The organism is Ornithinibacillus bavariensis (assembly GCF_018333235.1).
Classification (GTDB): Bacteria; Bacillota; Bacilli; order Bacillales; family Amphibacillaceae; genus Ornithinibacillus; species Ornithinibacillus bavariensis.
The window spans coordinates 123,093-143,397 of the sequence record NZ_BORP01000006.1; the positions used below are offsets into that span (position 1 = coordinate 123,093).

Annotated in this window: 25 protein-coding genes; 10 read left to right on the top strand and 15 right to left on the bottom strand. The window is 37.9% G+C overall.

Translation table 11 applies throughout. The annotated features are described in order from the left end of the window. Positions 1-129: 129 nt before the first annotated feature. The gene (locus tag KI338_RS14390) at positions 130-1,035 is read right to left on the bottom strand and encodes a nuclease-related domain-containing protein (RefSeq protein ID WP_212921707.1); all 906 of its coding nucleotides are present in this window, start codon (positions 1,033-1,035) and stop codon (positions 130-132) included. A gap of 187 nt (positions 1,036-1,222) precedes the next feature. On the opposite strand from KI338_RS14390, the gene KI338_RS14395 reads away from it, so the two are divergent. Continuing rightward, positions 1,223-2,422, top strand: coding sequence for a S1C family serine protease (locus tag KI338_RS14395; RefSeq protein ID WP_212921708.1), 1,200 nt, complete (start codon positions 1,223-1,225; stop codon positions 2,420-2,422). A gap of 395 nt (positions 2,423-2,817) precedes the next feature. On the opposite strand, the gene KI338_RS14400 is transcribed toward KI338_RS14395, so the two are convergent. Next, a complete protein-coding gene (locus KI338_RS14400) occupies positions 2,818-3,180 on the bottom strand; it encodes a DoxX family protein (protein WP_212921709.1) in 363 nt (120 codons plus the stop codon). Between the two features lie 506 nt (positions 3,181-3,686). On the opposite strand from KI338_RS14400, the gene KI338_RS14405 reads away from it, so the two are divergent. Then, positions 3,687-5,402 (top strand): ABC transporter ATP-binding protein, encoded by a 1,716-nt coding sequence (locus tag KI338_RS14405; RefSeq protein WP_212921710.1) that lies wholly within the window; start codon positions 3,687-3,689, stop codon positions 5,400-5,402. A 99-nt stretch (positions 5,403-5,501) separates the two neighbouring features. On the opposite strand, the gene KI338_RS14410 is transcribed toward KI338_RS14405, so the two are convergent. The 9 genes from KI338_RS14410 to KI338_RS14450 form a co-directional block, all read right to left on the bottom strand. Beyond that, a complete protein-coding gene (locus KI338_RS14410; RefSeq protein WP_212921711.1) occupies positions 5,502-6,341 on the bottom strand; it encodes an alpha/beta fold hydrolase in 840 nt (279 codons plus the stop codon). Positions 6,342-6,350: 9 nt separating this feature from the next. Continuing rightward, positions 6,351-6,815, bottom strand: coding sequence for a DinB family protein (locus KI338_RS14415; RefSeq protein ID WP_212921712.1), 465 nt, complete (start codon positions 6,813-6,815; stop codon positions 6,351-6,353). Positions 6,816-6,930: 115 nt separating this feature from the next. Continuing rightward, positions 6,931-7,920: a phosphotransferase gene (locus KI338_RS14420; RefSeq protein WP_212921713.1), complete on the bottom strand. Its 990-nt coding sequence runs from the start codon at positions 7,918-7,920 to the stop codon at positions 6,931-6,933. Positions 7,921-8,013: 93 nt separating this feature from the next. Next, positions 8,014-8,517, bottom strand: a complete 504-nt coding sequence (locus KI338_RS14425) for a GNAT family N-acetyltransferase (RefSeq protein WP_244853639.1) — start codon at positions 8,515-8,517, stop codon at positions 8,014-8,016. Between the two features lie 58 nt (positions 8,518-8,575). Continuing rightward, complete coding sequence (locus KI338_RS14430; RefSeq protein ID WP_212921715.1) at positions 8,576-8,980, bottom strand: GNAT family N-acetyltransferase; 405 nt, start codon at positions 8,978-8,980, stop codon at positions 8,576-8,578. Between the two features lie 110 nt (positions 8,981-9,090). Next, entirely contained in the window at positions 9,091-9,675 is a 585-nt protein-coding gene (locus KI338_RS14435) for a histidine phosphatase family protein (protein WP_212921716.1), read from the bottom strand. 28 nt (positions 9,676-9,703) lie between these two features. Further along, a complete protein-coding gene (locus tag KI338_RS14440; protein ID WP_212921717.1) occupies positions 9,704-10,087 on the bottom strand; it encodes a nucleoside 2-deoxyribosyltransferase in 384 nt (127 codons plus the stop codon). After that, entirely contained in the window at positions 10,084-10,641 is a 558-nt protein-coding gene (locus tag KI338_RS14445) for a GNAT family N-acetyltransferase (protein WP_212921718.1), read from the bottom strand. Before KI338_RS14445 ends, KI338_RS14440 begins: the two co-directional genes overlap by 4 nt. 104 nt (positions 10,642-10,745) lie before the next feature. After that, positions 10,746-11,078, bottom strand: a complete 333-nt coding sequence (locus KI338_RS14450; RefSeq protein WP_212921719.1) for a hypothetical protein — start codon at positions 11,076-11,078, stop codon at positions 10,746-10,748. Between the two features lie 79 nt (positions 11,079-11,157). Between KI338_RS14450 and KI338_RS14455 the strand changes: the two genes are divergently transcribed. From KI338_RS14455 to KI338_RS14480, 6 genes are all read left to right on the top strand, one after another. Next, complete coding sequence (locus KI338_RS14455) at positions 11,158-11,535, top strand: MerR family transcriptional regulator (RefSeq protein ID WP_212921720.1); 378 nt, start codon at positions 11,158-11,160, stop codon at positions 11,533-11,535. Continuing rightward, the gene (locus tag KI338_RS14460; RefSeq protein ID WP_212921721.1) at positions 11,522-11,812 is read left to right on the top strand and encodes a TIGR04104 family putative zinc finger protein; all 291 of its coding nucleotides are present in this window, start codon (positions 11,522-11,524) and stop codon (positions 11,810-11,812) included. The genes KI338_RS14455 and KI338_RS14460 overlap by 14 nt, the downstream gene beginning before the upstream one ends. Positions 11,813-11,838: 26 nt before the next feature. Further along, entirely contained in the window at positions 11,839-12,546 is a 708-nt protein-coding gene (locus KI338_RS14465) for a class I SAM-dependent methyltransferase (protein WP_212921848.1), read from the top strand. A 4-nt stretch (positions 12,547-12,550) separates the two neighbouring features. After that, entirely contained in the window at positions 12,551-13,087 is a 537-nt protein-coding gene (locus tag KI338_RS14470; RefSeq protein WP_212921722.1) for a GNAT family N-acetyltransferase, read from the top strand. Positions 13,088-13,252: 165 nt separating this feature from the next. Continuing rightward, a complete protein-coding gene (locus tag KI338_RS14475; protein WP_212921723.1) occupies positions 13,253-13,792 on the top strand; it encodes a GNAT family N-acetyltransferase in 540 nt (179 codons plus the stop codon). A gap of 102 nt (positions 13,793-13,894) precedes the next feature. Next, on the top strand, positions 13,895-14,383 hold the full coding sequence (locus tag KI338_RS14480; RefSeq protein ID WP_212921724.1) for a protein kinase: 489 nt from the start codon (positions 13,895-13,897) through the stop codon (positions 14,381-14,383). Positions 14,384-14,476: 93 nt separating this feature from the next. Here the strand turns inward: KI338_RS14480 and KI338_RS14485 are convergent, their stop codons facing one another. From KI338_RS14485 to KI338_RS14500, 4 genes are read right to left on the bottom strand one after another with little or no spacing between them, the layout of a single operon-like run. Further along, positions 14,477-14,869, bottom strand: a complete 393-nt coding sequence (locus tag KI338_RS14485; protein ID WP_212921725.1) for a bactofilin family protein — start codon at positions 14,867-14,869, stop codon at positions 14,477-14,479. Positions 14,870-14,891: 22 nt separating this feature from the next. Then, positions 14,892-15,806, bottom strand: a complete 915-nt coding sequence (locus tag KI338_RS14490) for a M23 family metallopeptidase (protein WP_212921726.1) — start codon at positions 15,804-15,806, stop codon at positions 14,892-14,894. A gap of 31 nt (positions 15,807-15,837) precedes the next feature. Then, entirely contained in the window at positions 15,838-17,076 is a 1,239-nt protein-coding gene (locus tag KI338_RS14495; protein WP_212921727.1) for a polysaccharide deacetylase family protein, read from the bottom strand. Between the two features lie 42 nt (positions 17,077-17,118). Further along, entirely contained in the window at positions 17,119-17,865 is a 747-nt protein-coding gene (locus KI338_RS14500) for a hypothetical protein (RefSeq protein WP_212921728.1), read from the bottom strand. Positions 17,866-18,230: 365 nt separating this feature from the next. Between KI338_RS14500 and rlmH the strand changes: the two genes are divergently transcribed. Then, a complete protein-coding gene (gene rlmH / locus KI338_RS14505; protein WP_212921729.1) occupies positions 18,231-18,710 on the top strand; it encodes a 23S rRNA (pseudouridine(1915)-N(3))-methyltransferase RlmH in 480 nt (159 codons plus the stop codon). Between the two features lie 862 nt (positions 18,711-19,572). Continuing rightward, complete coding sequence (locus tag KI338_RS17795) at positions 19,573-20,259, top strand: reverse transcriptase family protein (RefSeq protein ID WP_244853666.1); 687 nt, start codon at positions 19,573-19,575, stop codon at positions 20,257-20,259. The last annotated feature ends 46 nt before the right edge of the window (positions 20,260-20,305 follow it).

Sequence of the window (20,305 nt, forward strand, 5' to 3'; positions counted from 1 at the left end):
TTAGTTGAAAATCGTGGTTTATAGTCTTATAAAAAAACCTAATAGCCTAATTTCATCAGTACTCCCATAAAAACGGCCCTTTCAAAAGCTAAAAACTCCTCCTTAAAAATAAAGGGGGAGTTTTTTACTCTATTCAAAGTAGGTCCATCGTTTAACACCTGTCGCTTTAAAATTTTGCTCCAGAATCCTAGAGATTGTCTTTTTTGAAACAAGGCCACACCACTCATAAATTCCACTAGTTGTAATTCTCTCTTCAGGAAACAATATTTTATACTCCTGTACATTCCGCAATACCGCATGTTCTAACAACTCTGTATAACCGCAATTAGAACAAATACAGTTTTTCCTTCTTCCCTCGATATCGAGGCTAATGGCATGGCAATGCTGACAGCATATTCCCTTCTGCAATTGTTCATATTTATATTGTGGTAATCGGGTATAGGGCGATTCCTTTTGATGAAGTGAGATTAGCTTATTAGCGAGGGCTTTGTGTCGATTTGTGATTCGACTGGGATTGGTATTTAGTCGTTTTATTAATCGATTTAATTGGCTTGGAAAAATAAAAGGTTTGTTTGCTGGTGCTTGATAAAGCATGAATTCAGGGTTGATGAAAATAACAGAAGCATGAATGGGGAGATTGATTCCTTGGTTTTGCAGTAGCTGCCTTAATAATGACTCAGTACGTTCAAGCTGTATCAGGGGATTATTAATTTCAAAATTATCCTTTGTATAAAATCGGTTGGAATCATAGTAGAAGTCCCCCTCGTAATTCTTAACCTCAAACATATAAATCGCATCCGTAATTAATAGGGAATCAATCTGAAATGTAGTGTTATTCACTTGAAGCATTAAATCATTTACTAAAATGTGGTCAATTTCGAGGTTTTGTAGGAGGGTATCGAATAATACTTCTCCCTCATAGCCTTTCGCCTGATTATAAAGATCTTGCTTGTTCTCATCATCTAAAACCATACGACTGTTTAAAATCTCTAGTAATTCTAGTTTGGCGGGTTTTATTCTTTCCTTAAGAATCATTGTTCACAACCTTTCTATTATCTCTTTAAAGGCTATTATATAAAAGGCTCCGCACAATAGCTACCAAAATTAATAAAATTCTAACAACAATGCAAATAATCAAGTGATAGATGTTTATTCCTGTTAGAAAAGCTCATAATATAAATATGATTTGGCCACTAAAGGCATTGCAAAGGAGTTTAAATGTATGGGCTATTATAATCAACATTATCCCCCAGACCCGAATAGAAAAAGAGGGAACCGCTGGGTACTCCCACTTATCATTGGCATTATTGCGGGTGCATTGTTTGTTTCTTTTATTATTCCAGGAATAGTGGATAAGGGAGATAGAACAGCAGATAATGGGGCATTACGTAATAATGACAATTCAACTGATATTGGAACGAGGCAGGTTGTTTCACTAGATGTCTCAACACGGATTACCGAGATAGTGGGAAATGTTTCCCCTACCGTTGTAGGGGTTTCCAATATCCAGAATCAGACAAACTATTGGGCGCAGCAGGAAGCTGCTGAGGCGGGTACTGGTTCAGGGGTGATTTACAAAAAGGATAATCAATATGCCTATATCGTTACCAATCACCATGTAATTGAGGGCGCTGATGAAATTGAAGTACAGCTGAGTGATGACTCCGTACTCAAAGCAAGGCTACTAGGAACGGATTTATTTTCTGATTTAGCAGTTTTACGTGTAGATGGAAGTAAAATTAAGAGCACCATTGATATGGGAAGCTCTGATGCACTTAAGGTTGGGGAACCAGTTATTGCCATTGGTAATCCACTAGGACTAATGTTTGCAGGATCCGTTACGCAAGGAATTGTAAGTGGAAAACAACGTACAATACCACAGGATTTTAATATGGATGGTCGTCCAGACTGGCAGGCAGAGGTGATTCAGACAGACGCTGCGATAAATCCTGGGAATAGTGGTGGTGCCCTCATCAATATGGATGGGCAGCTTGTTGGGATTAATTCGATGAAAATTAATCAGGAAGCGGTAGAAGGGATTGGATTTTCTATACCCATTAATACAGCGAGACCGGTAATTGATGAGTTAGAAAAGACAGGCCAGGTGAAACGGCCGTATTTAGGTGTCGAGATCTATTCATTGGACGAGGTACCTCGTTCAGAATGGGCAGAAACATTAAATTTACCAGATAATATTGAAGGTGGGGTTTACGTCTGGAGTGTAGAACCACTATCGCCAGCGGCTAAAGCTGGTATGGAGCGGTTGGATGTCATTACTGCATTAGATGGGAAGCCAATAGGTAATGTTATTGAGCTGCGAAAGGTTTTATATCAGGAAAAAGAAGTAGGCGATCAAATTAAAGTCACCTATTATCGAAATGGTAAAAAGCTGCATTCTACCATGACATTACGTGCACAATGATAACCATTGTTTAGAGATAGAGTAAATTCTTTATGAAAATCTGTGCCAGGAGTCGAGATATACGTATGTATTCGCAAAAAAAGCTAAGGGAGCGATATACATACAGATACCGACTGACCTGGCAATTTTTATTTGTAATAAAGAGCTTTATGAATCTCCATTAACCACAAATTTTCCCCAATGAGACAAAAGAATGAGAGTATAATGTCCCACAAGTTATCCCCATTTTTAAAAAGTTATTCACATTATGTGTATAAAAATAACCGTATATCTATATTTTGTGGTCGAAAAAGGATGAAAACACAAAATACCTACGAACATTTGTGCATATGTGGATAACTTTGTGCATAACCCAATAGAATACAGTTGATAATCTGTTTATAACTGAATTTTTCCTAAATATGCTTTTCCCGAGGCTGTAAACATAATATAAGTAAAAGAATCATAGCAACAACATCCAGTCTAGCCTGGAAGGCAAATACGAGAAGACCTTGCTCAAATAGGATTGGGAGTTTCGTTAAATAAATGGCACCTGCCATAATTACGATTAATGGAATCGCAGCTTTCTTTACATATAATCGTGCAATGATAAGCGAACCACATCCAATTTCTGTGAGGGCAACAAAAAATGCCGTTGTACGAGGATATGGGATTTCTAAATTTAAAAAATTAACCATATCCGGTGCAAGTAGTTTCATCATACCTGAGGTAATAAAAACAAATCCAACTACATAACAAATCCAATTATCGATTCTCATTTGCCATCTAATAGACGTCTCCCCCTATACGATAGTGTGTCGTCCATTCAATATATGCAAAAGATAGGACAAACTTTCCTATTTTAATTTGTACCAATTTAATCTTCTTCCTCCTAAACTACTGATTATCAAAAATATGCAATCACCAAATGATTTGAATCGAAAATGAGCTTGTCTCTTGTCCACATATCCATATGTTATGAATCTGTATAGGAAAAATATAAGTGAGTCGTTCAACATAGCAACGAACCTCTCGCCCTTTCTTTAGCATTCTAAAAACTAAATATGGTTGGGGAAATTGATTTCGCACAGGTAAGCGAGCTTCGGATAGAAACCGATTTGTATAGAGAAATAGTCCAATCACATGACATACAAGAAATGTTCATGAAAAATGCTTGCGACAATAGTTAAATAAACTTATAATTTTCTTTATAATTTGTAAAGATGTATAGTAGATAGGAATGACCAATCCTAGAATCGATTTGATACATAAAGGAAGTGCTTGCATGTTAAAACGTTTTTTCTCGTATTACAAGCCACATAAGCGGCTTTTTATTATTGATTTTACCTGTGCGGTATTTGTAGCTATACTGGAGCTTGCTTTTCCTGTAGCAGTACAGGAATTCATTGATAGGCTTCTACCAACGGAAAATTGGAATATAATTGTGCTAGTAAGTATTTCCCTATTAGCTGTTTATTTATTAAGTACATTTATGCAATATATTGTCACCTACTGGGGACATAAACTAGGGGTAAATATTGAAACCGACATGCGCCAGGATTTGTTCCAGCATGTACAAAGACAGTCCTTTCGATTTTTCGATAATACGAAAACAGGACATATTATGAGCCGAATTACAAATGATCTATTTGATATTGGAGAATTTGCCCATCACGGACCAGAAGACTTTTTTATTGCGATTATGACATTTATCGGTGCGTTTGCATTAATGTTCAATATAAACTTCCACTTGTCACTAATTATTCTAGTTATTGTACCAATTCTCATATGGTTAATTACGTACAGTAATATTAAAATGAACCAGGCATGGAAATCGATGTATGAAGAGATTGCAGAAGTAAATGGTCGTGTTGAGGATGCCGTATCAGGTGTCCGTGTCGTACAATCCTTTACGAATGAAGACTTTGAAACAAAGCGCTTCACAAAGGACAATTATAACTTTAGAAAGGCAAAGGTCGCTGCTTATAAAGTCATGGCGTTTGTTCATTCTAATATTTACATGATGATGCGCCTGATCGTACTTGTAGTGCTTGTCGTTGGTGCATGGCTGACCTTCAATAAGCATATGTCTTACGGGGAACTTGTTAGCTTTATTCTTTTCACGAACGTTTTATTCAATCCAATCAATAAAATAAGTGCATTACTAGAATTATATCCAAAAGGAATGGCCGGGTTTAAACGATTCACTGAAATTCTTGATACAGAACCAGATGTCCAAGATCGCAAAGGTGCGAAAGATGTGAAGGACCTGCAAGGCTTTATCTCCTTCCACAAGGTAACCTTTGGTTATGAGAAAACACAAGGGCCAGTAATTAAGGCAATGAGCTTCAATATTAATGCAGGTGAAACGGTAGCCTTCGTTGGGCCATCAGGTGCTGGAAAAACGACCATCTCATCCTTAATACCGCGCTTCTATGATGTCGATAGTGGTCAAATTACCATTGATGGAATAGATATTCGCGATATGACAAAGCGGTCACTAAGAGAGCATATCGGAATCGTACAGCAGGATGTATTCTTGTTTACGGGAACGCTTCGTGAAAATATAGCTTATGGAAAGCTAGATGCGACAGAAGAGGAAATACAGGAAGCAGCAAGAAGGGCCCATTTGGAGGAATTTATTAATGAATTACCAGATGGCTATGAGACACAGGTTGGAGAACGAGGACTGAAGCTTTCTGGCGGTCAGAAGCAACGGATTGCAATCGCGAGAATGTTCCTGAAAAATCCACCAATCTTAATTTTAGATGAAGCAACCTCGGCACTAGATACGGAAACAGAAATGATTATCCAGCAAGCATTAAATGAGCTTGCACAAAACAGAACGACATTAATCATTGCACACCGACTAGCAACGATTCGCAATGCAGACCGAATCATGGTTATTACGAAAAAAGGAATCGAAGAAGAAGGTAGTCATGAAGAGCTAATTAGAAGAAATGGTGTATTTGCTAACCTGCATAAGGTTCAAATGCACTAAAAGATTTACTACTTTAGATAGGTAGTAAATTACAATAACAAGGACTTCTGGTCATAGCGTATACCACCCGTGCGAACGGGTGGTATTTGTTTTTATAGGTTAATTATTATCAAGAACAAATTCTAGTATGGCACGAGAGAACTCTGCTGGACTTTCCACATAAGGATGATGGCCGCTTACCAATTGCTTATAAATCCCATTAGGAAAATGGAAGCTCTCTTGATGTCTAGGCCCAACAGAATGATCAAATAACCCCGACAGCACGAAAGTAGGTACTTTCACTTTTGCTGTTAGATGTGTGAAGTCTTGGAAATATTCTTCATTGGAAAATATGTACTGCTGAAAGTCAGGCTGTGGTGAGAGAGCTTCGTCGATTATCCCAAGTCTTTGCTCATCCTCAGGTGTTTTAAACTGTAATTTATAGAATAAATTCTTTTCTATTAGCTGTTTTACAGTCGAGTAAAATGTATTTACAATATTAGAGGTATCATTAATTGGATTAAGCTTTTCTGTAATTCCTAACCATTCTTGACCCTTCAAGATCTGGTGTGTGAATGAATCTGCCATATTTAATGTAGAATTTGTTAGGATGAGTCCCTTTGTATGTTCTGGAAAACGGTGTGTGTAATTTACCGCAAGTAACCCACCAAAGGAATGCCCCAAAACATACCATTCTTCTATCTGAAAATAACTACGCACTTCTTCTATATCCCGAATCAACCGCTCAAGGGAGTAATCACCGTTTTCAGCTAAATCAGAACGACCACATCCCCTTTGGTCTAAATAGATTATTTCCAGTTGCCCATGAAGGAACTCACTAGTAAAATGCTGAAAGGATTTACTCCAATAGCCAGGGCCACCATGCAAATAAATGCACGGAACTCCTGCACCTTCCTTTTCTATGTATAACGTAACTCCATCACTAGTTTTTATATGCATCGTATCCTCCTAAAACAATCCCCTAAAAATCACATTGGCTGAGACTGGCTTCCGTCCCATTTCTCTCGCCCAAACAGATAGTTGACCAATATGATGAATCTCATGAGCGATAATATGGTGGAGAATCTCTTCCTTCGTAAATTCTCCCTCCATCCATGGAGCAGTCACGATAGCATTCCTATTTCCAATACTTTCATTCGTAAGAAATGCCTCAATTTCATTTCGATATGTTTCGGATAGAGACTGAACCTCATCTATTGTTGAAAAACTACTAAAATCGATGGCAATATCTTCTTTCTCCTGTATGGCACGAATCCAGCTATATTCTACATCGATAATATGTAAAAAGGTATTTAGTATATTACCTACGCCACCGATACGCTCTTTAATCAGTTCTTCCTCTGAGAGCTGCTTACACCATTCCAGCCACTCATCCCGAACCTGCCAATTATATTGGAAAAACGTATAAAACATATCCACCCCTCCTAATCAAAATAAGTTCGACATGCGTTTCCACCATTTGTCGATATTTCCCGGGAAATGCTGAATATACAATTTAAAAAAACCGTTAAAACCCGTAGCGTAGCGGCTATTGATTATTTAACATATCCTCTAGTTCCAGTAGATGCTCCGACAGCCATAGCATCTCGTGAACAAAGCGCTTTGGTGGTCCTTTTCTAGTATCTAGCTCTGTATCCAGCCACCATTGACTTTCCATATACCATAATAGTTTCAACGATTTTGTTAAAAGACCAGTTTCACGGGGATGAAAATAGCGATACCCCTCTAAAAATGCCAGTGCATGGTGAACCTTGAATTGCTCGCCATCGAGTGCACCAGAAATAACGGCCCTTCCAATATCTAAGGTGAGAAAGTCATATTTCATTCTATCGAAATCAAGAATAGCAGCTAACTCATCAGGCTGGAATAAGATATTATCTACCCACAAATCACGATGAGACAGCCCAGTATGATGGGTAATAAATGCTACTGGATTAACTATTTCTAGCAGCTTCAGCTGTTGTTCGAAAATGTGTTCTAAATGGTGTTTATTCTGTGCGAGTACATTATTACGCATGGAAGCCCAGTACGAGTATCTTACTTCTTTCTTTGGTGGTTGAAATGCCGTGGTGTGATGTACAGAGGAAAAATTGTTTTTTAAGATGTAGTGTAGCTTACCAGTATAATACCCTAGGTCAAACATCTGGCTATCTGTTAGCTTTCCAGCGTTAACAGTATTCCCCGAACAATAATCCAGTACGATAAAATACTCCCCGCCACTAGATTGCAAGAATAAATCAGTGCCGTTAGTATGGATTTTAGGAGTTGGAAACGAATGCCGATGCAAATAATTTTGAATTTGATAAACATGCTTTAATTCTGCAATGGAATATTTCTTCAAGCGTTCCTTATGATATTGCTTCAATAAATAGGTACCATCATTCGTCTCAACCTTCCATTTTAGGTTCAGCCAACCTTTCCGAATCGGATCAACTGCTTCTATTCTCAGTCCGAATAGTCTTTGGAAATGATGTAAAATATCCTCTTGTATTTCCTGATCGGTTAGCAGACTCCCCATAAAATCACCACCCTTGCTCCCTATTATGTAACTATACCTGATTATCTACCCAATGACAAGAACATATGTTTGCAAAAAACCTAATGAGTGAACCTAATAATCCAATTCGTATTGAATAAGCCGAGCTTCTATCCCTTTAAACCATTCACTACCATTTCTATTAATCTCTTTAAAGCCAAGCTTTTCAAGCATTCTTCTTGATCGATGATTAGTTTCATGGGTCTCTGCATGAAATACATGAATCCCCAGCTTTTTGTTAGCATAGTCCATCATTTTCTTAGAAGCTATAAAACCAATACCCTTCCCCCATAAACTACTCTCTCCGATAGCAATTCCTAATTCTGCAGTATCTCCTACAATACAAGCTAAATCTGCATACCCAACTAATCGCTGATCTAGTTCAATTCCCATGCGAATGAAGTCATCCTTCTTGTGATGAACACATTGCTGCCACCAATTATATACTTCATCGGGCTCTCTATTTAAATCCCAGTCGTTAGCCAAACAAAATGCCTCATCCTTACTCCAAGCCAAGACAGAAGAATAATCTTCCAGCTTAATGGGTCTAATTTTTATGGCGGAAAATTTCTCAGCCACAACCATCACCCCTTCGATATAACAAAGCTGCACCTCAACCTGAGATGCAGCTCTCTGCTTATTCGCCAGACTGTCTATCGTAATTTCTCTTTAGCATGCCAGTCCCCTTCATCATGCCAAGCTTCTCATAATATGGGACCAGATCATCATCACAGCATAGGTCAATCATATACAAATGCTCGAGCTGCTTTAGCATTCTAGAAACTAATTCATTACCAATTCCCTTTTTCTGATAAGCAGGTAAGACCTCCAGTAAAGGAATATAGGCAGAAAGGACGCCGTCACTAATGGCAGTAATAAAGCCAACGACCTTGTTCTTACCCTCATCAATGGCTAATACCACATGGCTACTACCTGCTAATAATTTTAAATGTGTCCTTGCGCTAGGTGGATTTGGCCAGTCCACAAAAAAGCCATCTACCATCGCAGTCGAAATGCCATTCATTGAATTCACATACATCATATCTATCAACTCCCTAAATAATATGAAAAACAAGATAGGAAAATTGATAGAATCAATTATATAGCAACAAAATCAAAACCCCCTAAACGCTATAGAACAAAGTACATTCACTACGCCTTTTTAACCTGCTTCAGATGCTCCACTCGATTCCAATCCTTCAGCACCCAATCGCCATTTTCCCAAGCGATTGTGGAAATACTAGTATTTTCTATTTTTTGTTTACCTAAATCAACCTGGTCGCGAGAAACTATCTTTAGTATTCGATAGATTACTTGTCCGTGTGCAACTATCAAGATCCTTTTTCCAGCATGCTTTTCCTGTACCTTCTCAAGTCCAGTCATAATCCGCTTAGCAAATACGTCAAGCTCCTCCTGATTAGGGTAATTAAAATCAGGGTATAGCTTGGACCGTTCCTCCATCGTTAATCCTTCACCATCACCAAAGAAACGCTCCGCAAAGTCATCCATCACTTCAAATGGAAGCTGTAAATAGCTATTGATGATCTCCGCGGTTTTCCTAGCTCGCTGTAATCCACTTGAAATAACCACATCATAATCACTTGCTAAAAGCGAAGCGCCACAAGCCTCCGCTTGTCCAATTCCTTTGCTATTTAAAGGGATATCTGTCTGTCCCTGCATTCTTTTTTCCGCATTCCAGTCTGTCTCCCCATGTCTCACTAAATACACTGTAGTCATATGTGCCACTCCTGTCTAATCTATTTATCTATGCATATAAATCTATTATATATGTAATGAAGCTTTCTAGCTCACCATAATAATAGTCGATTTGGTCTAGATAGTAAAAAGTGGTAGCCGTGTTTACAGCTATTTCCTTGTCAGAATACAAATGGATCTTCTTTTCTAAGCCAATGCCAATTCCTAGCTCAATATGTGTACCCTTTCCACCTGGCAATAGCACCAAAATAACATCGCTAGCCTTAACCGCATCCCGTTCTGTTATTCCAATCGCACGTAAATCAGCTACAGCCATTGCTCGACTATTTTTCGTCCAGTCATACGTATGAACGTGACCAGCAGCTATCAACCGATCCCGTACTCTCCGTACAATTTCTTTATTATCTAACCCTGAAGCAATGTAAAAATTCATCGATTACCCCTCACCATTTCCCACTCATTGGCTAGTAGTCCATAAACCACAAGATCAACAAAGTGATCATATAACCATTCGCCCTGCCGAATTTGTCCTTCTATTGTAAATCCAAGGCGTTCTGGAATTTTACGGCTTTTGATATTTTCCATCGCTGCTCGAATCTCTATACGATGTAATCCTAAATTCTGGAAGCCATAATCAATCAATGCACTAGTAGCTCTTGTTATAATTCCTAATCCTTGAAAATCCTTTCCTTGCCAGTAGCCAATTACACCGGCTCGATTGGCCCAATCAAACTGGTTATATCCCATCATGCCACAGAGCTTACCCTGATAGTACACACCTAGAATTAATCCAAGTCGCTCTTCATACGATTGCCAAGCATAGCGAATAAAATCCTTAGAATCGAGTACCGTTCTTGTTTCGTCTACCCATGGGAGCCATTCCCGTAAGTACTCTCGAGAGCGATCAGTAAGGCGAAACAGTTCATGAGCATCCTTGACATCCAATAATCTCAACGTGATTTCTTCATCAACCGCATAAACAAACAAAGAATCGCCTCCCGATTTCTAACATCAATCATAACACAGTACGAATAAATTTAAGAAAATAATCTTTTTGCTTTCCTTAATTTTGTTATAATTATGATAAATTATTAAAGATGAAGCGTTTTTAGTACTAAAATTAGGAGAAAAAAACCTCCAAAGACAATATAGTGCTGCCAATGATTTTTGTTGTAGATGATTCTCCCATTGATATATCGCGAAATGAGAATCAAAACAATAATAAAGAGATAAAAAATCATGGATATTGTCACACCAACTATCTCTAGCAATGCAAAGCAAAGAAACAATGCGTGTACTGCAATGTAGAAATATAACACCTTGATTTGACTAGAAGAAAGAGATTCATGGTTTTTATAAAGCATCATAAAAGCTGCAAGTAGCATCATGATACAGTATAAGATGATAAGAATTATAGAAATCATATAATTTACCCCCTATCTATTTTTTTCCACTATACAATGTGGGGTTAACCCCATGTAAACAAGTAAATTAGGTGATGACATGAAAATTGGACAATTTATAAAGGAAGTTGAAACAACAAAGGATACCGTACGTCATTATGAAGCATTACATCTACTTCAGCCCGCATGGGAAAATACACATCGTATTTATGGGCAAAAAGAGGTGGAGGACTTTTTCGTTATTAAGGAAATGCAGTCATTTGGTCTATCCTTAACCGACATTCAAGCTTTATTTCATTTAAAACGACAAAATGGTTGTGGAAATCCCACTCTTATCGAGGGTGTCATGACAAAGCTTGAAGATATGAGAGAAAAGATAGAGGAAGAAGAGAAACAGATACAGAGGAAAAAGCATCAATTAACAGAGACGATGCAAGCAATACATTTATTAGCGGGTGATAAAAATGCCAACTTGTAAAAGCTGTGGAACGGAATGGGCATGGAAACAAACAGTAAAGAAAACATTCTCCAACATGAAGTGTCCACATTGTGGGGAGAAGCAATATTTAACAGCTAGGTCTAGAAAGAAAAGCAGTGTTGTCGCCTTTTTAGCTCCTTTAACGCTTCTGTTTTCTTTCATAGTTAATTTTTCATCGATTGTCACTATTATCCTGTTAATCGGATTATCTATCGTATGGTTTGGTTTATCTCCATGTATCGTTGAATTATCCAATGAGGAGGAGCCACTTTGGTAGCAATAGGGACTTCAGGAGGGAACAAAATAAAGGATCAAATCAAACAAACCTTTAACCAACTAGCAAAAGTTTACGAAAAATCGATTGATACAAAGAGTTTATACAATAGCGAGTATGAAAGACCGGCAATGATGAGTCAGCTACCGGATAGCCTTCATCATAAAAATGTTCTTGATGCGGGATGTGCAGCGGGTTGGTATACCGAGCAATTGCTTGGACGAGGAGCAAATGTTGTCGCCATGGATATTAGTCCAGAAATGGTACGGACAACAAAAAGAAGAGTTGGCGAAAGTGCAGAGGTAATCTGTCAGGACTTAGAAACGAAGCTACCATTCGCAGATAATTCCTTTGACTATATTATTTCCTCCTTAACCCTGCATTACATGGAGAATTGGGACCATCCATTTCGTGAATTCAAACGGATATTAAAGCCAAATGGAATTCTGCTTTTCTCCGTCCATCATATATTCACCGATTTGAAGCTGCGCCAGGACTATCATTATTTTTCTACTGAACAGCTAACAGATGAGTGGAATAAAGAAGGAAAAACATATACTGTTCCGTTTTACCGGAGACCTTTACAAGCTATCATCAATAAAACAATACAATATTTTTCTCTTCAAGAGATTATCGAACCCCAGCCTACCATGAACATGAAGGATCAGGCACCAAGGGTATATGAAAATCTCATGAAAAGTCCACAGTTTTTAATCATTAAATCAGGAAAGCAGTGAGAAAATGAGTAAGTTACATATTCGAAAACTAGATAATGAATTAGCGGAACTAATTTCCTTTATGACCAATAATACATGGGATTATCATACCGATCCTAAACCAAGGAAAGAGCAAATTGAAAAAGCCTTTCGAAACGGATGGTACCAGGAAGATAGGGAAACTTTCTGGGTTGAGCACGATAAGGACAAGATCGGATTAATCATTATTCATGATATAAGTGACACCATTCCCCTATTTGATATTCGTTTAGCAGATAATGCTAGAGGAAAGGGTTATGGAAAAATTGCAGTCAGCTGGATTGTAGACTACCTATTAAGTTTGCCAGAAAAGAAGATTAGGATTGAGGCATATACGAGAAGTGATAATCTAGCAATGAGAAAAACCCTATCTAACTGTGGATTTGTAAAAGAAGGCTATTTAAGACAGGCTTGGGAAAATAACGATGGCAGTGTTTCAGACTCTGTTCTGTACGGAATGATACGTCATGACTGGGAAAACAAGGCTCAGACACCAATAGAATTAGATAAGTTGCCTTATTGAGTGGAGGATGCCAGTCACTTCTTAAAAATAGCCCGAACCTATACCTTCCAAGAAGGTATGGAAGATTGCTATGTTTGATTAAAGAAAGATGAGTACATTGCTAGAGATTAATAAGAATATATAAGCTGAAAAACAAAATAGTAAATTACGAACTAGGAGGAACTTATGAATATTAGAAAAGCAGTAATATCGGATGCTAACGGAATTGCAAAGGTTCATGTGGATAGCTGGAGATCCACGTATAAAAATATTATTTCGGATTCGTTTCTAAATAGTTTATCTTATGAAAGGCGAACCGAATTATGGGAACGAAATACTACCAGAGAAGGAAATTATGTTTTTGTTGCTGAAAGTGAGAGTGGCGAAATCGTTGGATTTGCTGATTGTTGTAAAAGAGAAAATAATCATATCGAAAACGCAGGTGACTTAACCTCAATCTACCTACTGGAGAAGTATCAAGGACAAGGGATTGGTAAGCTGTTGTTGAAAGAACTTTTCCTAAAGTTCAAGGAGCTTGGATATAATAAAGTATTTGTTGAAGTATTAGAAGATAATAAAACACGGTACTTCTATGAATATTATGGAGCAGCCCTTGTTAGGACAGAACAAATAACGATAGGAGATGCTGAATTAAATCTACTAATCTATGAATGGGACAATCCTAATAAGGTATTGGAAAGACTACTAGGTGAAGCAAATGATTAAAGAAAATTATCCATAACTGGAAAAATTACTGCACAGAAGCCAATTTCATTAGAATAGGTTCTACTAGAAAGGCGTACCGGGTTGCGGATTATGTTGTAAAAGGTGTATTTACATCCAATTGGCAATAAGCAGTCCAAAGCAGAGTTGGATATTTATAATCAAATGGAGGAAAAAGGGTTAAGCTTTCTTTTTGCAAAGACGTTCTATGTTGATAATCATATATCCATTCAACAATACTTTCAGCCATTAGAGCTACTTGATGGTCAATCATTTGAAATTGACCCGAAAGCAAACGTGTCCCTTATTCCAAGCATGTATGAGGAGACATTAAGCCTATTAGATACCGAGTTTGATAGCTTTGACTTAAAGAATAGCAGTGATTATGGGTTGAATAATGCGAACCAGCTTGTTTTTATTGATTATGGTATGAGCAAGCATTTATATGAAACAGAGTGGGTACCGTTAGCAGAAGCGGGAGTTCTTCCGCAAATTGACTTTGCCACCTGCCGTGTCTGTGGATTGGAGAAAGAACTACGGATGTATGGAGATAATGATGATGATAAACGTTGTTATGCATGTGGGAAGGAATAGCATGAGTGGGATGAAAATAAAATAAAGGGAGCAGTTCTAAATCTAAAACTGCTCCCCACAATAAACGTATCCCATTATTTAAAAGTATAAATGCTAATTCGCAACCTTCTCCTCATGCTTATTCCGCTTTTTCCCTTTTTCTTCTCCATCAACAATAACGCTATTTCCGTTAAAAATACCGCCATCCTCAATGATAATGCCACGAGAGGTTGCACTTCCAGTTAGCTTGCCCTTTGCTTCAATTTGCACCTTCTCTGTTGTTTCTACATCGCCACGAACTTCTCCAGCAATGACGATATTTTTAGCCTTAATGCTTGGCTCGACATAGGCATCTTTACCAATGTAGACATCCCCATTAGAAACAATTTCGCCCATTACCTTACCATCTACTCGTAAGCTAGTTGCCAAGGTGATTTTTCCTTCGATAACCGTATCTGAACCGATAATGGTTTCAATCACTTTTTCATCCTTTTTCTTGCTAATCATATGTCGCTTCCTTTCTACTCCGCTATTCGATATCGAATTCCCCGTATATGTTGAAATAGTCTTTCGGATCAACTGGTTTACCATTGATGATCACTTCATAATGAAGATGTGGGCCAGTACTCCTTCCAGTGCTGCCAACAGAACCAATGATATCGCCCTTCTTCACCTTGTCTCCAACCTCTACGTCAATTTCCATCAAATGGCCATATAACGTCTGATATGTTCCAGAGTGTTTGATTTGGATAGCATTGCCGTAACTACCGTAATACTTAGCCAAGGTCACGACCCCATCTGCGGTTGCGTATACTGGTGTCCCGTAATACCCGCGAATATCGACACCAGTATGGAAGGAGGCCGATTGCTGTAATGGATCATTCCGACCACCAAAATCAGAGGTGATTACATTCGGATTGGTTGGCCAAGCGGTTGGGGTTGTTGCCAATTCTCCACTAACCTCATCCATTGTGGCAATTGTATCCTTATAACGCTCCAGTAGTTCAGTCGATGGCAGGAAGGTAAGCCCATCCGTTGATTCAGCAAGGCTTGTCTCATCTGCCAAAACAAGTAATCCACCACTTGGATCAACCATATTTGGTAGCTCGTCCATATAAGAACGCATTTGTTTTTCAAGCTCTGTTAATTCCTCTAGTCGTTCTTTCGTCTGACCTGTTTCTTTCTCTAAAGTACTAACCGTCTTCTCCAGATTCTCGCTCTTAGACGTCTCCACACGTAAATGATCGGAGAGCTTGTCTATTTCTGCCTTTTGCTCAAGATTTACACTTACAAAATAAATTAGTGCCATCACTGGCACGATTGGTAGTGCAAATAGCGTATACATTAAGCCGCGGCGAATCCGGAACCTTGTCACCACTTCCCTTGCATCATTGGAAAGAATAGTGAAGGTTAGCATACGTTTTCGCTTACTTTTTCCTTTCAAAACGGAACTCCTTTCTGAAACCACTTACCGATTAACGCAATGTGACAATCTGTAAGTCTTGCTCCAGTAAATAAGTGATAATTGCTGGTAGTGCATCTACTGTTGCTTTTGTTTCATGAAGAAGAATAATGGAACCAGTAACATCTGTAGTCTTAATATGTTGGATAATTTTCCCGGCATTCCGAGTTTCCCAGTCTCTCGTATCATTGTTCCATAAAACGGTTTTCTTACCGTGACTCGTGACAATACGTGTCGTCGTGTCATTCATTGCCCCGAACGGTGGTCGAAATAACGTTACCTGTTCACCAGTGATTGCTTCAATAGCCTCCGATGATTGAACTAATTCCTTTTCTTGCTTAGACTTGGAGCTTGCTGCTAAATTAGCGTGTGTCATCGAATGGGTACCAATGGAAAAACCATTTTCAGCGATATACTTCACCTGTTCAGGGTACTGCTTCACATTCGTGCCAATGGTAAAAAAGGTTCCGCCTACTCCAAACTCCTTTAAAATATCAACAATTTCACCCGTAAACTGTGAAGGGCCATCATCAAAGGTTAAAGCAACCATCCCTTTTGGTAGTTTACTAGAAATGTCTTCAATTAGTTCAACGTATGGAGTCTTATGATTCTCTACTATCGTGATGTTTTCTTTTAATAACATCGTTTTCGGCTTTTCTTTCACTTGCTCCTCTTCCAGCGATAATGCTTTGTCCGCAGAAGGACGATCTACCCATAACGCCTCACCACTAGGAAGCGTGCTAGCACTTATCAGTATAGAATGTCCTGTATATGCAGTGAAAATGGCAAGAACTGTGATAAGGAGAGGTGTGATTAGCCAAGAAAGCTTTCGCTTCGTTTTCGGTACACTACCATCTTTTACCTCTGATTCTAGCATTTGGCTAGCCTCTTGGCTAGTATTCTTCGCTAATTTACGAGAAATAAAAGGAAGTTTGTCTAATTCTGTTATCGCTTCCAATTGTTTTAATGCTGTCAGTGCTTCTATGTATTGGTCTGAACAGGTGAACTCGATACGTGTACTCTGGTCCAGATAGTGTTTGGTAATACTACTTTTATTGTTATTTGTATGAAAGGAAAGTCGATATAAATGTTCATTGGAAAAATCACTCACACGCTTCAGACTTAATGCCGTCTCGGAGTCGACCTCCCAGAAAACGTGAGCTTCCTCATCCAACTGTAGGTTGATCTCTAAATAAAAGCTATTCTCGTATTCATGAATGCCAAGCAACTGAAGTAGCTTTAATTGATACATCGCTAATTTCCCCCCTTCTATAATGAAGGTATTCCTTATCTCTTACGCTTGCTCTGTTGAACTCGTCGTTGTTTTCGGTGCAAAGCTAATAGACATCCGCTGGGTGAAGTCATTAATGGTTTGCATTAATTCATTCTTTTCATCTACGATTTGCTGGTACTGGGAAGCATACTTTTTATTCTCGATTTCGATACTACGAATCTTCTCTTCTAGTTCATTAATCTTCAGCATGCTTTCATATTGGCTTTTCGTAGATTCTTCTTTTAGCTTTTCATATTTGTCCTGTGAGGTTTCTAGCTGATTCACAATCTGTTCATACTCCGTATTGGAATTTTGCTGGTATTCTTTATAATCTTCTAACAATTGGTCATAGGACATCTGCTTGTTCGTTAAGCTGTTTTCTAGACCTTGAATTTCCTTATTCTTTTCATTTAAGAGCTGGTCACGCTTCTCCAAATCCTGCTTATAGCGGGTAATCATCTCATTCGCTTCCTGTAGGCGCTTCTCTACTGTGCTGTGTTTTATCTTCACTAATTGACGGTCTTTTAATAGGTTCTCCACAGCAACAATTACGTCCAGTGATACCTTGTCCTGATTTTCCTTGGAAAAAATAGATTTACTTGCAGTTTCAAGTTGATCGGCAACCTCTGGGGTAAGGGGTACCTCTTCTACGGGTGCTTGAGTGGTTTCCTTGTCTGTTATAATATTTTCCCAGGTTTCATTGGAATCTGAAGTGCGATTTCCCTTGAACCAGCCAAGCCCTTTCTTTTCAATAGTTTCCTTTGACATGTAATCTTCCTCTCCATAGTTCTAGCAATATATTTTTGTATATCAATGGCATTCGTGCCAAAATATAGAATACTCTTATGTTTATTGTAAATCCTTGTCGAGGAATGTCAACAAAGAATAGTAGTTTTGTAGGGTTTTGGGTTATTTTGTAGAGGGATTTTTAGGACTAATGAATCGGAAAATCTGAACTTTATAATATATATTCATCTTGAGAGATTAATAGAATAGAAATTATTAGGCGTTTCGTCCTGAATGCGAGGACGAGAAGTGTGGGTTTTCATAGGAATAAAGTCTTGTGTAGAGTGGTAAAAATCTATAGGTTTGGTACACTATTGGTAGACAATCCTTGAGAGGACGGAATGGAAATGAAGATTACAATCGTTTCAGTGGGAAAGCTAAAAGAGAAATACTTAAAACAAGGAATCGATGAGTATATGAAGCGGCTATCTGCTTATGCCAAGGTAGAGATTGTCGAGGTAGCGGATGAGAAGGCACCGGAGAATATGAGTGATGCGGAAATGATAGCGATAAAGCGAAAGGAGGGCGAACGAATTCTATCGCATATTGGGCAGGATACGTATGTCATTACATTAGAGATAGGCGGAAAAATGCTTAGCTCGGAACAGCTTGCAGATAAGATGGATGAGCTTGCAACGTATGGGAAGAGTAAGCTGGCATTTGTGATTGGTGGATCACTTGGGATGAGTGAAGAAGTGCAGAAGCGGAGTGACTTTGCCCTGTCGTTTTCTAAGTTGACGTTTCCTCATCAGTTGATGCGGTTGATTCTTCTTGAACAGGTTTATCGGGGGTTTCGGATTGTTAGGGGGGAGCCTTATCATAAGTAGGTAATGATTTTATTTAAAATATAAACCCTTTATGATGAAAGGGGTAGGTTTTCTAAATCGTATACAATATTTTTTAATAAATGAAGGAATCCAATTACTCGATTCATCTTCAGGTAGATGTGCAATGAAGGAAAATTGAATGTGCTTTTCTTTTTAGCTTCTATCTTATCAATAGACGCTGCAAGTAAGTGTCTGAATTCCAGAGGCCCTAAGTATTCTATTAAGTCTAGGAATTCTAGAAGCTGTTGGCGAATGAAATCTGGGGTCACAGGTTTTATGGATGGAAACGCAATACACCTACTGTTGAGAGAGTATGGAGAATAGCAATGGCTTTGGATATGCCCTTGAAGCTATTAATTACTAGATTGAAGTTCAAAGAGGAAGGAGGTAATATGAGTAAAGAGGGTAGTAAAAAGCAATTTATTCAAAGTTTATACTAAGGTAAGACAATTAAGTGGTTGTATAGTATAGTTTCTTTTGAGGGGAACAGGAAATAATTGACTTTCGTGGTGAAATCGCCACGGTAATATACTAAGGTATGTCACAGTCTTATTATGCTTAATTTTTTCGCTATTTATATATGTGCTAATAGAGAGGTAGAATTATACTGCTTTCCCGCTTAAGGTGGTTATTAGTAATAAAAAAAGTATGAATCCTAGTCTACTTACAGATAAAAACACCATTATAGATAAATTTAAGTCCTTGAAAGATTTTGAGGACATAGCGAATATGCTAGAGGTGCCCACCAAAGAACTATGGAACATATTGGTGGATTCAAATAAACAAAATTACAGCACATTTGTAATTTAAAAAAGATGGAAATGATAGAACAATTTACTCACCTAAAGAGAATCTATCTATCATCCAGAAGAAATTTTCAATGATTTTGACTCTTGATTACACTAACCACCCGAATTCACATGGCTTTATTGTAGGACGAAGTATAAAAACAAACGCATCAAAACATGTTCAGCGAAACTATATTTTGAATTTCGACCTAGAAAATTACTTTGAAAATATAAATTTTGGACGAGTTAGGTCAATGTTTACTTATTATTTTGGTTTCAATAATACTGTTTCTTCAACTCTTGCAAATACATGTTGCCACTATGAAGGATTTTTACCCCAAGGAGCATCAACCTCACCCATAATATCCAACATCATTTCATATAAAATGGATAGAGAGCTATCCAAACTGGCAGCAAAGAATAACTGTATATATACCAGATATGCAGATGATATTACTCTTTCTACGAAAAGCGAATTTTTACAGAAAAGAATAGCACTTATAAAAGACAATTCCGTTAGCCTATCGAAGGAAATTAATAACATAATTAAGAAAAATGGCTTTTTAATTAATGATAGTAAGACTAGATTAAGTAGTAAATATGAACGACAAATAGTTACTGGGATTACAGTAAATAAAAAATTAAACGTGAATAGAAGATACATTCGTAGAGTCAGATCAATTTTGCATTGCATAGAGAAAAATATAGATGATATTGAAATTGCAAAATCTATATTTAAAGAAAAATACAAGTTTCGTTAACAAAAAAATAATAGTGTTCCTGATATGTTTGATGTATTAAGAGGAA

What these genes read in the sequence shown, in the direction of transcription:
- KI338_RS14390 (WP_212921707.1), bottom strand. Translation starts at nt 1,035, where the DNA reads ATGATTCTTAAGGAAAGAATAAAACCCGCCAAACTAGAATTACTAGAG.
- KI338_RS14395 (WP_212921708.1), top strand. Translation starts at nt 1,223, where the DNA reads ATGGGCTATTATAATCAACATTATCCCCCAGACCCGAATAGAAAAAGA.
- KI338_RS14400 (WP_212921709.1), bottom strand. Translation starts at nt 3,180, where the DNA reads ATGAGAATCGATAATTGGATTTGTTATGTAGTTGGATTTGTTTTTATT.
- KI338_RS14405 (WP_212921710.1), top strand. Translation starts at nt 3,687, where the DNA reads ATGTTAAAACGTTTTTTCTCGTATTACAAGCCACATAAGCGGCTTTTT.
- KI338_RS14410 (WP_212921711.1), bottom strand. Translation starts at nt 6,341, where the DNA reads ATGCATATAAAAACTAGTGATGGAGTTACGTTATACATAGAAAAGGAA.
- KI338_RS14415 (WP_212921712.1), bottom strand. Translation starts at nt 6,815, where the DNA reads ATGTTTTATACGTTTTTCCAATATAATTGGCAGGTTCGGGATGAGTGG.
- KI338_RS14420 (WP_212921713.1), bottom strand. Translation starts at nt 7,920, where the DNA reads ATGGGGAGTCTGCTAACCGATCAGGAAATACAAGAGGATATTTTACAT.
- KI338_RS14430 (WP_212921715.1), bottom strand. Translation starts at nt 8,980, where the DNA reads ATGATGTATGTGAATTCAATGAATGGCATTTCGACTGCGATGGTAGAT.
- KI338_RS14435 (WP_212921716.1), bottom strand. Translation starts at nt 9,675, where the DNA reads ATGACTACAGTGTATTTAGTGAGACATGGGGAGACAGACTGGAATGCG.
- KI338_RS14440 (WP_212921717.1), bottom strand. Translation starts at nt 10,087, where the DNA reads ATGAATTTTTACATTGCTTCAGGGTTAGATAATAAAGAAATTGTACGG.
- KI338_RS14450 (WP_212921719.1), bottom strand. Translation starts at nt 11,078, where the DNA reads ATGATTTCTATAATTCTTATCATCTTATACTGTATCATGATGCTACTT.
- KI338_RS14455 (WP_212921720.1), top strand. Translation starts at nt 11,158, where the DNA reads ATGAAAATTGGACAATTTATAAAGGAAGTTGAAACAACAAAGGATACC.
- KI338_RS14460 (WP_212921721.1), top strand. Translation starts at nt 11,522, where the DNA reads ATGCCAACTTGTAAAAGCTGTGGAACGGAATGGGCATGGAAACAAACA.
- KI338_RS14470 (WP_212921722.1), top strand. Translation starts at nt 12,551, where the DNA reads ATGAGTAAGTTACATATTCGAAAACTAGATAATGAATTAGCGGAACTA.
- KI338_RS14475 (WP_212921723.1), top strand. Translation starts at nt 13,253, where the DNA reads ATGAATATTAGAAAAGCAGTAATATCGGATGCTAACGGAATTGCAAAG.
- KI338_RS14485 (WP_212921725.1), bottom strand. Translation starts at nt 14,869, where the DNA reads ATGATTAGCAAGAAAAAGGATGAAAAAGTGATTGAAACCATTATCGGT.
- KI338_RS14495 (WP_212921727.1), bottom strand. Translation starts at nt 17,076, where the DNA reads ATGTATCAATTAAAGCTACTTCAGTTGCTTGGCATTCATGAATACGAG.
- KI338_RS14500 (WP_212921728.1), bottom strand. Translation starts at nt 17,865, where the DNA reads ATGTCAAAGGAAACTATTGAAAAGAAAGGGCTTGGCTGGTTCAAGGGA.
- rlmH (WP_212921729.1), top strand. Translation starts at nt 18,231, where the DNA reads ATGAAGATTACAATCGTTTCAGTGGGAAAGCTAAAAGAGAAATACTTA.